This is a genomic window from Agrococcus sp. SGAir0287, assembly GCF_005484985.1.
In the GTDB taxonomy this organism is placed as follows: Bacteria; Actinomycetota; Actinomycetes; order Actinomycetales; family Microbacteriaceae; genus Agrococcus.
Window position 1 is genome coordinate 1,719,951 of record NZ_CP027942.1, and the last position, 12,344, is coordinate 1,732,294.

Annotated in this window: 10 protein-coding genes; 3 read left to right on the forward strand and 7 right to left on the reverse strand. The window is 75.5% G+C overall.

Going from position 1 to position 12,344, the window contains the following annotated elements; genetic code table 11:
- Positions 1–7: 7 nt before the first annotated feature.
- Genes C1N71_RS08245 through C1N71_RS08255 form a run of 3 tightly spaced genes read right to left on the reverse strand, consistent with a single transcriptional unit; the run spans position 8 to position 3,674 of the window.
- Positions 8–1,261 carry an NAD(P)/FAD-dependent oxidoreductase gene (locus C1N71_RS08245; protein ID WP_137755950.1) on the reverse strand — a complete coding sequence of 418 codons (1,254 nt, stop codon included), beginning with the start codon at positions 1,259–1,261 and terminating at the stop codon, positions 8–10.
- A 47-nt stretch (positions 1,262–1,308) separates the two neighbouring features.
- The gene (locus C1N71_RS08250) at positions 1,309–2,511 is read right to left on the reverse strand and encodes a M20 family metallopeptidase (protein ID WP_137755951.1); all 1,203 of its coding nucleotides are present in this window, start codon (positions 2,509–2,511) and stop codon (positions 1,309–1,311) included.
- A complete protein-coding gene (locus tag C1N71_RS08255) occupies positions 2,508–3,674 on the reverse strand; it encodes a M24 family metallopeptidase (RefSeq protein ID WP_137755952.1) in 1,167 nt (388 codons plus the stop codon). Before C1N71_RS08255 ends, C1N71_RS08250 begins: the two co-directional genes overlap by 4 nt.
- 215 nt (positions 3,675–3,889) lie before the next feature.
- On the opposite strand from C1N71_RS08255, the gene alr reads away from it, so the two are divergent.
- Positions 3,890–5,008, forward strand: coding sequence for an alanine racemase (gene alr / locus C1N71_RS08260; protein WP_137755953.1), 1,119 nt, complete (start codon positions 3,890–3,892; stop codon positions 5,006–5,008).
- Positions 4,999–5,922, forward strand: coding sequence for a D-alanine--D-alanine ligase family protein (locus tag C1N71_RS08265; protein ID WP_137755954.1), 924 nt, complete (start codon positions 4,999–5,001; stop codon positions 5,920–5,922). The genes alr and C1N71_RS08265 overlap by 10 nt, the downstream gene beginning before the upstream one ends.
- Here the strand turns inward: C1N71_RS08265 and C1N71_RS08270 are convergent.
- The 4 genes from C1N71_RS08270 to C1N71_RS08285 all read right to left on the reverse strand — a co-directional run bounded on the left by C1N71_RS08270 (position 5,919) and on the right by C1N71_RS08285 (position 10,517).
- The gene (locus C1N71_RS08270; RefSeq protein WP_137755955.1) at positions 5,919–7,034 is read right to left on the reverse strand and encodes an alcohol dehydrogenase catalytic domain-containing protein; all 1,116 of its coding nucleotides are present in this window, start codon (positions 7,032–7,034) and stop codon (positions 5,919–5,921) included. The two genes, C1N71_RS08265 and C1N71_RS08270, sit on opposite strands and share 4 nt — an antisense overlap.
- Positions 7,035–7,056: 22 nt before the next feature.
- Entirely contained in the window at positions 7,057–8,766 is a 1,710-nt protein-coding gene (locus C1N71_RS08275) for an amidase (protein WP_137755956.1), read from the reverse strand.
- The gene (locus tag C1N71_RS08280; protein ID WP_137755957.1) at positions 8,763–9,821 is read right to left on the reverse strand and encodes an agmatine deiminase family protein; all 1,059 of its coding nucleotides are present in this window, start codon (positions 9,819–9,821) and stop codon (positions 8,763–8,765) included. The genes C1N71_RS08275 and C1N71_RS08280 overlap by 4 nt, the downstream gene beginning before the upstream one ends.
- Positions 9,822–9,896: 75 nt before the next feature.
- The gene (locus C1N71_RS08285; RefSeq protein WP_137755958.1) at positions 9,897–10,517 is read right to left on the reverse strand and encodes a TetR/AcrR family transcriptional regulator; all 621 of its coding nucleotides are present in this window, start codon (positions 10,515–10,517) and stop codon (positions 9,897–9,899) included.
- Positions 10,518–10,613: 96 nt separating this feature from the next.
- Here C1N71_RS08285 and C1N71_RS08290 point away from each other — a divergent pair, with 96 nt between their 5' ends.
- A complete protein-coding gene (locus tag C1N71_RS08290; RefSeq protein ID WP_137755959.1) occupies positions 10,614–12,344 on the forward strand; it encodes an alkaline phosphatase family protein in 1,731 nt (576 codons plus the stop codon).

Genomic DNA, 12,344 nt, shown 5'->3' on the forward strand with positions numbered 1-12,344 from the left:
GGCGGGATCAGGCGCCGAGATCGGCGAGCACCGCGCGCGCCACGCGATCGCCGGACACGAGCGCGCCCTGGATCGAGGCCGTGTCCCGATGGTCGCCCGCGACGTACATGCGCTCGCCCACGCGCGCGGGGCGCGTCGTGCGCAGCGGCGGCGGCTGCGCGGGCAGCGCGTGGCGCACGTCGTCGCGGCGCAGCAGCCGCCACGCGTCCACCTCCGCGCCCCACACGTGCCGCAGCTGCATCCGCACGTCCCGCTCGCTCGCGTCGCCGAGCAGGCACGTCGCCTCGACGAGGAAGCGACCGCGAGGCGCGTACGAGGGCGCGGTGCCCGAGACGACGGCCGTGTGCAGCACCGGCCCCGAGCGCGTGCCGTCGAGATGCAGCATGCGCGAGCGCGTCGGCGAGGCGGGCGCGTCGAGCCACCAGGTCTGCAGACCGTGCGTCGTCGGCGGCTGGACGCCGGCGAGGGATGCGGCGCGCTCCGGGCCGACGGCGACCACCACCGCGTCCGCGCGCAGCGGATCGCCGCCTGCGACGTCGACGCGCACGCCCTCGCCGTCGTGCGTCACGCGCTCGGCGTCGTGCGCGAGCCGGATGCGCGCTCCCACGGTGCGCGCGCGCTGGGCGAGCTGCTCGGGGAGCGCCTGGATGCCGGCGGCCGGCAGCCCGGGGCGGCCGAGCGCGAACATGCGCACGAGCAGGCGCACGAAGGCGTCCGACGTCGTCCCGTCGCCCTCGGCGACGACGCCAGCCAGGAAGGGCTCGAGCACCTCGCGGCGCAGCGGCCCGCGCACGCCGAGCCGATCCCACTCCTCCGCCAGCCGCGCGTCGTCGCCGTCGCGTGCGGCGCGGATCGCGAGGCGCGGCGCCGCGATGGCGCCGCCCGACCACGCCGCGAGGGCGGCGAGCTCCCGGGCGTCGAGCAGACCGCTCGCGAGCGTCGCGCGCAGCCGCGAGGGGTGACGGGCGGGGTGGGCGAGCTCGACGAGCCCGTGCGTCCTGCGCACGCGCACGCCGACGGGGAACGAGGCCATGTCGAGCGCGTCGACGTCGACCCAGCGGCGCACGGCCGGGTATGCGGGATTCAGGACCTGGAACCCGCGGTCGAGCAGGAAGCCGTCGACGCGGTCGGTGCGCTGGCGTCCGCCCACGCCATCCTGCGCCTCGAGCACGACGACGTCGAGGCCGGCGGCGGCCAGCACCGTCGCGGCGCGCAGGCCCGCGAGGCCGGCGCCCAGCACGATGACGTCGTGGCGGTCCATGCGTCGACGCTACGGGGCCCGCATGCGGGGCGCGAGGGGTGGCGCCGTCAGCCCGCGAGCGCGAGCGCGAGCCGGACGTACGCGCGCGCGGCGATGCCGAGGTCGGCGATCGCGACGTGCTCGTCGGGCTGATGCGCCTGGCCGGTGATGTCGCCAGGCCCCAGGATGATCGTCGGGCACCCGTGATGCTCGGCGACGAAGCCGCCCTCGCACGCCGCCGTCCATGCCTCGACGGCGCTCGCACGCCCCTCGGCGGCGAGCGCGTCGACGGCGGTCGCGACGAGCGGATGCGTCGCATCGGTGACGAAGCCGGGCATCGCCATGAGCGTGCGTCCCTCGATCGTGCAGCCGAGCGCCTCGACGCGGGGGCGGACGCCGTCGAGGAGCGCCTGCAGGACCGTCTGCGCATCCTCGCCCGGCATGAGCCGACGATCGACGAGCAGCGCGCACCGATCGGGCACGATCGAGGTCGCGTGCCCGCCGTCGATGCGGCCCACGCTCCACGACGCCGAGCCGAGCAGCCCGGACGCGCCCGCCCGCAGCGCGGCATGATCGGCCTGGATGGCGTCGACGACGGCCGCGGCGCCGACGATCGCGGATGCCCCGTCCTCGGGCCTGCCCGCGTGGGCGGCGCGCCCGTGGACGACGATCTCGTGGTTGGACGCGCCGCGGCACGCGACGACGGTCGCGAGGTCCGTCGGCTCGGCGACGATGCACGCGCGGTACGGCCTCGGCGGGTGCCGCAGGTGCGCGGCCATGCCGATCGCGAGGTCCTCCTCGTCGGCGGTGACGAGCAGCTCGAGCGGCAGATCGGGGCGCACGCGGTGCACTGCCGCGAGCGCCTGCAGCGCAGCAGCGAGGCCGCCCTTCATGTCGGTCGAGCCGCGGCCGACGAGCCGGCCGTCGACGACCGTCGGCGCGAACGGATCCTGCGTCCAGCCGGGTCCCGCCGGCACGACGTCGCTGTGCCCGAGCACGAGCAGGCCGGCGCCGCCCGCCGCATCCTCGTCGGGTCCGAAGCGCACGGAGACGTTCGGGCGGTCGGGTGCCGCATCCTCCATCGCCACGCGCCCGCCGAGCCGCGACGCGATCGCCGCGAGGGCACGCGCGGCGCGCGCCTCGGTGCCGCCGGGGTTCTCCGACGGCGCGAGGATGAGGCTCGAGGCGTCGGCGACGATCGTCGCCTCGTCGACGAGCGCGAGCGCGCGCGCGAGGTCGTCGGCGCGCTGCGGCCCGCTCTCGGCGCTCATCGCACCACGAGCTCGCGCGGCACGTGCGTGAGCAGCTCGACGCCGGACTCGGTCACGGCCACCGACTCCGACAGCTCGCAGCCGAATCCCGTCATCCACATGCCGGCGATCACGTGCAGCGTCATGCCCGGCTGCAGCGGCGTCTCGTCGTCGCCGCGCACGGAGACGGTGTGCTCGCCCCAGTCGGGCGGGTAGCCGATGCCGATCGAGTAGCCGAGCCGCGACGCCTTCTCGTAGCCGGCCCGGTGCAGGTGCGCCTGCCAGATGCCGTGGACCTCGGCGAGCGTCGCCCCCGGCACCATGCCGTCGAGCACGAGGCTCAGCCCGTCGGCGGTCATGCTCGCGAGGTCGCGCAGCGCACGCGACGGCTCGCCGAGCGACACGGTGCGGGCGAGCGGCGCGTGGTAGCGCTGCGAGACGCCGGCGATCTCGAACGACACCGCCTCCCCCGCCTCGAGCACGCGTCCCGAGTAGGTCATGTGGGGCGTGTCGGCCGACTCCCCCGTCGGCAGCATCGGCACGATGGCCGGGTAGTCGCCCGCGACGCCGTCGACGCCCATCGCCTGCGCGTGCGCGACGACCGCGGCGAGCTCGTGCTGCCCCATGCCTGGCCGGATGGCGTCGAAGCCCGCGAGCATCGCGGCGGTGCACACGCGACCCGCCTCCCGCATCCGCTCGAGCTCCGCGGTGCTCTTCACGAGCCGCACCCAGTTCACGAGCTGGTGGTCGTCGACGAGCCTCCACTCGGGCGCCGCCTCGCCGAGCGCGAGGTACGAGCGCACGGTGAGGAAGTGCGCCTCGGTCTCGACGCCGACGCGTCCCGCGCGCACGAGACCGCGCTCGCGCAGCGCCGCGACGATCCACGCGAACGGATGCCGATCCGCCTGGTGCACCCACGACTCCGGGTACCCGAGGATGCGGGACGTCGGCAGCTGCGCCGTGCGGTGCGCGCCGTTCGCGTCCATGGCGCGCAACGCGAGCACGGGCTCCGCGTCGTGGGTGACGAGCAGCACCTGCGGCATGTAGAACGACCAGGCGTCGTAGCCGGTCAGGTAGTGGATGTTCGCCGGGTCGGCGACGAGCAGCGCGTCGAGCCCCGCCTCGGCCATGCGCCGCCGTACGGCGACGAGGCGGGCGGCGAGCTCGTCGGGGTCGAAGGACATGCGGGATCCTCTCGAAGCAGCGGATGCCGTCACGCTACCGGCGGCTCGGGCCGTACGGCGGCGCGGGGGGCCGCACGGCTCGTGATCGAGGACCCGACGCGCCCAGCGTTCCCGCATCCGGGCGCACGAGCGAGGAACGGGATCATCCGCAGGGATGACGCGGAGCGACCGAGCGGCCGACGACGACGCGCACCGGCGCGACGGAGGCTGAGGGCATGACGCGAACCGCACTGCTCGCAGCGCCCGAGCTGCACGTCGACCTCGACGCGCTCGGCGCCAACGCGCGCACCTTCCGCAGCCGCTCGCGCGGCCTCCTCGCCGTCGTCAAGGCCGACGCGTTCGGGCACGGCGACGTCGCCGCACACCTGCTGAGGCACGGCGCCGACTGGCTCGGCACGACCTCCCTCGACGAGGCCGTGGCGCTGCGCGAGCGCACCGGAGCGCGCACGCTCGCGTGGCTCGCCTCCCCCGCCGCCGACTTCGATCCGGCCGTCGCGGCGGGCGTCGACGTCGCCGTGCCCTCCGTCGACCACCTCCGCGCCGTCGTCGCGGCGGCGAGGGCGACGGGCACGCGTGCCCGCGTCCATCTGCACGTCGACCTCGGCATCGCTCGCGACGGCGCGCCGCGCGCTGCGTGGCGGGAGCTCGTGACGCTCGCCGGCGGGCTCGCGCACCTGGGCGTCGTCGAGGCCGTGGGCGTCATGGGCCACCTGAGCCACGCCGCGCACCCGGACGACCCGCACAACCGCACCGAGCGGATGCTGTTCGACAACGCGGTGCGCACGGCGATGCGGCGCGGCTTCGTGCCCCAGGTGCGCCACGTCGCCGCGTCCGCTGCGGCGCTGCGGGGCGTCGGCACCGACTGCGAGCTCGTGCGCGTCGGCGCGGGCCTCTACGGCATCGACCCCGCGGGCGGCGACGGGCTCGAGCCGGTCATCGCGCTCACGGCGCCCGCCGTCGTCGTGCGGGACGTCGCCGCCGGCACGGGCGTCGGCTACGACCACGCGTGGGTGGCCGAGCGGGGCACGCGGCTCGCGACCCTCCCGGTCGGCTACGCGGACGGCATCCCGCGCGTCGCGTCGGGTCGGGCGGAGGTGCTCGTGCGCGGACGGCGGGCGCGCGTCGTCGGGGCGATCTCGATGGACCAGATCGTCGTCGACGTCGGCGACGCGGGCGTCGAGCCCGGCGAGGCGATCACGCTCGTCGGCACGGAGCCCGGCGCACCGACGCTCGGCGAGTGGGCAGGATGGTCGGGCACGATCGCGCACGACGTCGTCACGCATCTCGGCGCCCGCTGGCGGCGATCGTTCACGGGAGGCTCGGCATGCGCGTGATGGTGGTCGGCGGCGGCATCAGCCACGAGCACGACGTGTCGCTCGCGAGCGCCGCCGCGGTCGCGGACGCCCTCGCGTCGCGGCACGCCGTCGTGCGCGCGACGATCGCGCATGACGGCACGTGGAGGGTCGACGGCGAGCCGCTCGCTCCTGCGGCGCTCGTCGACGCGCTCGCGGCCGTCGACGTCGTCTTCCCGGCGCTGCACGGCGCCGGCGGCGAGGACGGCGCGCTGCAGGGCTTCCTCGCGACGCTCGGCGTGCCGTTCGTCGGCTGCGGCGTCGAGGCGAGCGCCGTCTGCATGCGCAAGGACGTGACGAAGGCCGTGCTCGCGGCGCACGGCGTGGCCACGGTCGAGGGCCGCGTCGTCGCCACGCCCGCGGAGGCGGATGCGGCGGTGGCGGCGCTCGGCGCGCCCGTCGTGGTGAAGCCGCTCGCCGACGGGTCGAGCGTGGGGCTGCGCGTCGCGTGCACGGTCGAGGAGGTCCGGGCGGCGTGCGCCGACGGTCCGATGCTCGTCGAGCGGTACGCGGGCGGCATGGAGGTCGACGTCGCGATCGTGGAGCTCGACGGCGTGCTGCGCATCGGCTCCCCGCTCGAGATCGTGCGCGAGGTGGGCGGCGTGTTCGACGCGTCGGCGAAGTACGGCGGCGAGCCGCCGTTCGTCGTGCCAGCCCGGCTCCCGCCTGCGGTGCGCGAGCGGCTGGAGGGCGAGTCGCTGCGCGTCTTCGCGGCGCTCGGCTGCCGTGGCCTCGCGCGGGTCGACTGGTTCGTCGACGGCGACAAGCTCGTGTGCAACGAGGTGAACACGATGCCCGGCATGACCGCGCGCAGCCAGCTGCCGCGGATGCTCGCCGACGTCGGCGTGCCGTTCGAGGACCTCGTCGACGGCCTCGTGCGCGGCGCGACCGGCTAGGGCTCGAGGTCGACGATCTGCCGCAGCGCCGTGCCGTCGGCGAGCGCATCCATGCCCGCGGCGACGTCGTCGAGGCGGATGCGGCTCGACACGAGCACCCCGACGTCGAGCCGGCCCGCGCGCCACATGTCGGCGTATCGAGGGATGTCGCGGGAGGGCACCGCCGAGCCGAGGTAGCTGCCCACGAGCGAGCGGCCCTCGCCGACGAGCGCGGCGGGCGACAGCGACAGCCGCGCGTCGGGATGCGGCAGGCCGACGGTGACGGTGCGACCGCCGGGTGCCGTGAGCGCGACGGCGGCCTCGAGCGCCGGCACCGCGCCGGCGGCCTCGACGACGCTCGCGAGCCGCTCCCCCGAGTCGACCAGGTCGTCGGCGGTAATGGCGCGGGCACCGAGTCGCTCCGCGAGCGCGCGCTTCTCGGGCACGGGGTCGATCGCGACGACCTCCACGTCGGGCACGCCGAGCGCGACGAGCACCGCCGCCATGCCGACGCCGCCGAGGCCGACGACGCCGATGGTCTCGCCGGGCTGCGGACGGGCCGCGTTGAGCACGGCGCCGCCGCCCGTGAGCACGGCGCAGCCGAGGAGCGCCGCCACATCTGCGGGCACGTCCTGCGCGACCCGCACGACCGACCGGTGGTCGACGACCGCGTGGGTCGCGAAGCCCGAGACGCCGAGGTGATGATGCACGGGCTCGCCGCCGAGGCCGAGCCGGCGCTCGCCCGACAGCAGCGTGCCGGCCGCGTTCGACGCCGAGCCGCGCTCGCACGGGCTCGCGCCGTCCGAGGCGCAGCCGCGGCAGTCGCCGCAGCGCGGCAGGAACGTCATGACGACCCGGTCCCCCTCGGCGAGGCCGGGCACGTCGGCGCCGACCTCCTCGACGATGCCCGCCGCCTCGTGGCCGAGCAGCATCGGCACCGGGCGCGCTCGGTTCCCGTCGACGACCGAGAGGTCGGAGTGGCACAGGCCCGCGCACTCGATGCGCACGCGCAGCTCGGTGGCGCCGGGAGCGGCGAGCTCGAGCGTCTCGACGCGCAGCGGCCGCGACCGCGCGTAGGGGCGCTCCGCGCCGATCTCGTGCAGCACGGCCCCGCGGATGGACGTCGTCGTCATGCCGCCAGTCTCGCAGGCCGCCTCAGAGCCGCGGCGTGCGCGGCGGCTCGGTGCGCCGGTCGCCCGTCGCCTCGAACGCGGCGCCCAGCCGCAGCAGCGCCGTGTCGTCCCATGCGCGACCCGCGAACGTCAGGCCCACCGGCATGCCGATGTCGGCCATCGTGCCCATCGGCACCGTGACCGTCGGGATGCCGAGGTGGCGGATGACGAGGTTGCCGTTCGCCACCCACACGCCGTTCCTCCAGCCCGCATCCGCCGACGCCGGGTTCGCGTCCATGTCGGCAGGCCCGACGTCGGCGACGGCGGGGAAGACGATCGCATCGAGCCGCAGCTCGTCCATCCACGCCTCGAGGTCGATGCGCCGCGTCTCCTCGAGCCCGCGCAGGCCGTCCTCGAGCTCGGGCATGTCGCGCCAGGTGACGCCGGGATGCTCGGCGACCCACGCGGGGTAGGCGGGCACGTCGTCGTCGAAGCCGTCGTAGCGATCGGGCAGCGCACCGGCGGGATGCGGGGCGATCGCGGCGCCGTCGACGCCCGCGAGCGTCGAGAGCGCCGAGTCGCCGTTGGCGGCGAGGAAGTCGTCCCACGACCACGCCGACAGGTCGAGGATCTCGCGCCGCAGGTACGCGGGGCTCACGAGGCCGCGCGTCGCGATCGTCGGCGCGCCGGGTCGGTCGCCCTCGTAGCGCGTCACGACCGGCAGGTCGACCTCGACGACCGTCGCGCCCGCGGCCTCGAGGTCGCGGCGCGCGGCCGCCCAGAGGTCGAGCGACGAGCGCCGCGGGCGGATGGCGCGCCCGGTGGGTCCGCCGATGCCGCCGTCGGGGTTCGTGCCGGCCTCCGGGTCGGTGCCGAGGTACATGCGCGGCACGCCGAGCCGCACGCCCTCGAGCGCGCGAGGGCCGTCGGCGGCGAGCGCGACGTACGAGACCGGGCGCACGGCGGACGCGGCGGGGATCGGCACCCACGGCTGCGTGCGCCAGAGGTCGCCGCGCGTGTCGGGGTCGTCGGCGACGACGACGTCGAGCACCGCGAGCAGGTCGGCCATCGTGCGCGCGTGCGGCACGACGACGTCCATCGTCGGCACGAGCGGCCAGTTGCCGCGCGTCGAGATGACGCCGCGCGAGGGCGTGTAGGCGCACAGGGCGTTGTTCGACGCCGGCCCGCGGCCGCTCGACCACGTCTCCTCGCCGAGGCCGAAGGCCGCCATGCTCGCCGCCGTCGCCGTGCCGGAGCCGTTCGACGAGCCGGAGGCGAACGGCGCCGTGAGCCAGTCCGCCGAGTACGGCGACTCGGCGCGGCCGTAGAGGCCGCGCTGCATGCCGCCGTTGGCCATCGGCGGCATGTTCGTGAGCCCGAGGCAGATGGCACCGGCTGCACGCAGCCGCTCGATCGTGAAGGCGTCGCGCTGCGCGACGAGGTCTGCGAACGCGGGGCTGCCAGCCGCCGCCGTGAGCCCCCGCACGAGGTACGAGTCCTTCGCCGTGTAGGGGATGCCGTCAAGCGGGCCGAGCGCGGCGCCGCGCGCCCGGCGCGCATCCGACGCCGCGGCCTCTGCGAGCGCATCCGGGTTGCGCACGACCACCGCGTTCAGCCGTGTCTTCGTCTCGGGACCGTCGTAGGCGTCGAGGCGCGCGAGGTAGGCCTCGACGAGCTCGACCGCGGTCGTCTCGCCGCTCGCCAGCGCCGCGCCGAGGTCGGCGATCGTCGCCTCGACGACGTCGACGCTCATCGCTGCGCCGCCGGGCGGTCGTCGCGCGGGAGCGCGGGCTGCTGCTGCGTGATGCAGTGGATGCCGCCGCCGCGCGCGAAGATCTCGCGCGCGTCGACGGTCACGACCCGGCGGCCGGGGTATGCGTCCTCGAGGATGGCGCGCGCCTCGGCGTCGGCGCGCTCCTCGCCGAACCCGCACGCGACGACGCCGTCGTTCACGACGAGGTGGTTGACGTACGACCAGTCGACGAAGCCCTCGTCGTCGCGGAGCGTCGCGGGAGCGGGGAGGTCGACGATCTCGAGCCTGCGGCCGGCGGAGTCCGTCTCCTCGGCGAGCAGGGCGCGCAGCTCGGCGCTCACGGCATGGTCGGGATGCGCGGCGTCGCGCTGCGCGTGCAGCAGCAGCCTGCCGGGCGAGGGGATGGTCGCGACGATGTCGACGTGCCCCTTCGTGCCGAAGCGGTCGTAGTCGCGCGTGAGGCCGCGCGGCAGCCAGATCGCGTGGGTCGCGCCGATCGTCCGCGCCATCTCCGCCTCGACCCGCGCGGCGTCGGCGTAGGGGTTCCGCTCGGCGCCGAGCTGCACGGTCTTCGTGAGCAGCACGGTGCCCTCGCCGTCGACGTGGATGCCGCCGCCCTCGTTGACGAGCACCGACGAGACGAGCTCGGCGTCGACGAGCCCCGCGACGATGCGGGCGATCTCGTTCGAGCGCTCGGCGTTCGCCCAGTCCGGGGCGCCCCAGCCGTTGAAGATCCAGTCGACGGCGCCGAGCACGCCCGGGCGCTCGTCGTCGACGACGAACGTCGGCCCGAAGTCGCGCATCCAGAACTCGTCGAGCGGCGCCTCGACGATCTCGACCGCGGAGCCGAGCATGCGCCGTGCGCGCGTCGTCTCGGTGGGGTCGACGACCATCGTCACGGGCTCGAACTCGGCCGTCGCGAGCGCGACGTCGGTCCACGCGCGGTAGCCCGCCTCGCGCTCCGCGTCCGTCTCGCCGAGGGTCACGCCCTCGCACGGGAAGGCCATCCAGGTCCGCTCGTGGGGTGCGGTCTCCGGGGGCATGCGCCAGGCCATGGATCCTCCGTCGTCTCGGCCTCGTTCTATTGAACGAGTGTTCAAAGCAACGCTACGACGCAGATGCGGCCGTCGTCAACGATCGATCGCCGCCTGCGGCCGCAACCACGCCTCCACCGACGCGACGGCGTCGGCGATCGACGGCCGCGCTGCGTCCTCGCGCACGAGCGACTGCGCGTTGAGGCCGTCGACGAACGCGAGCACGCGCCACGCGGCGCGGTCGACGTCGTCGACCGCGAGCGCGCCCGCCGCGACGCCCTCGGCGATCGTCGTCGCGAGGAGCGCGTGCCACGCATCCATCTGCTCGCGCACGGCCACCGCGAGCGCGGGATTGGCGCGGCCGAGCGCCCATCCCTCCACCCAGAGCACCGTCACCTCGTCGCGCGAGCCGTCGAGGACCGTCTCGAGCAGGGCGCGGATGCGATCGGCGGGCGATCCGGCTGCGGCGACGACGTCGCGCACCTCGGCGACCTCGGCGCCGACGACGTCGCGGTAGACGCGCGCGACGAGCTCGTGCACGGAGGGGAAGTAGTGGGCGACGAGCCCCTGCGTCACGCCCGCGCGCTCGGCGACCGCGCGGACCGTCAGCGCGGCGAGCCCCTCCGCACGCGCGAGCCCGGTGGCCGCGTCGAGGATCTCGGCGGCGCGCTCGCCCGCCGACTTGCGGGTGCGGCGGGGGCGGTCGTCGGGTGCCATCGCTCGTGACACTACCCGCGCGCGCCGGACGGCCCCTCGCGACCGCGCAGCGCGGACCACTCCCCCGCAGCGCCTCGTTCGGCATACGCTCGCCCCGTGGAGCCGACGAGCGAGCGAGGAGCACGCGAGGGCGCGCCGACGACGCGCCGCGACTTCCTGCGCGCCTCCGGCCTCGGCGTCGCGGGCCTCGCGATCGGCTCCGTCGCCGCGGCGAGCGGCCGGTCGGGCACCGACGCCGAGCACGGCTTCGCGCCGCTGCCCGCGCGCCCCGAGCCCGGCTTCGACCACGTCGTCGTGCTCATGTTCGAGAACCGCAGCTTCGACCACATGCTCGGGCGCCTCTACGACGACGAGCATCCGCCGCCGCGCGGCCAGTCGTTCGAGGGGCTGCAGACCGGCTCGTACGCGAACGCCGCGCCCGACGGCACCGTCGTGCCCGTGCACGTCTACGCCGGCAGCACCGATCGCATCATGAGCCAGCCGGATCCCGATCCGGGCGAGTTCTACTCGCACGTCAACACGCAGCTGTTCGACGTCGTCGACCCCGCGACGAACGCCGACCTCGTCGCGCACGGCCTGTCCGCGCCGTGGAACGCCCCGCCCGAGGGCGCGACGCCGACGATGTCGGGCTTCGTGCGCGACTACGTCACCGCCTTCCGACTCGAGCGCGGCGTCGATCCGACGCCCGAGCAGTACGCGGCGGTCATGGGCGGCTTCTCCCCCGAGATGCTGCCGGTGCTCTCGACGCTCGCGAGCGGGTTCGGCGTCTACGACCACTGGCACTGCGCCGTGCCGTCGCAGACCTTCTGCAACCGGTCGTTCTTCCATGCGAGCACGTCGCACGGCTTCGTCACGAACGTGCTCGACGGCGGGCAGTCGAAGTGGCTGGATGCCGATGCCGTGCCCACGATCTTCGACCGGCTCGAGGACGCCGGGCGCACGTGGCGCGTCTACTACGACGCCGAGCAGGTCGTCTCGCTGACCGGCCTGCTGCACGCGCCGTCCCTCGAGCGCTTCTGGAAGACGAACTTCCGCGGCATGGAGCAGTTCCACCGCGACGCCGCGAACGGCGACCTGCCCGACTACGCCTTCATCGAGCCGCGCATGGTCTTCGACCACAACGACATGCATCCGCCGGTCACGACGCCGCGCGACTCGGCGGCGCAGCAGGTGCGCACGACCGAGGCCGCGGCGTCCGACGTGCGCGCCGGCGAGGCGCTGCTCGCCGAGGTGTACACCGCGATCCGCACCTCGGCGAGCCCGACGGGATCGAACGCGATGAACACGGCGCTGCTCGTCACGTTCGACGAGCACGGCGGCATCTACGACCACGTGCCGCCGCCGTCCGCCACGCCGCCGCACGCCTCCGCCGAGCCCGGCGAGATGGGGTTCCGCTTCGACCGGCTCGGCCCTCGCGTGCCGGCGATCGTCATCTCGGCGTACACCGAGGAGGGATCCGTGCTGCACCACCCCATGCACCACGGATCCGTCATCCGCACGCTGTGCGAGCAGCACGGCCTCGCACCGCTCACGCGCCGCGACGCCGACGCGCCGAGCCTGCGCACCGCGATCACCCTCGACCGGCCGAGGCAGCCGGCGCTGTGGCCGCAGGTGCATAGGCCGTACGTGCCGCCGAACCCCGAGGCGGGTGGACCGGCCCCCACCGACGACGAACGACGGCATCGGCCGCTGACCCCGCCCGCCCTCGGCCTCATCGGGCTGCTGCTCGCGCGCTACGAGCCGGGAGCGCCGCTGCCGTCGGACTACGGCGACGCCTACGAGGTGCTGCACCGCCACGGCGACGGCCTCTTCGGCGTGCGCGACTGA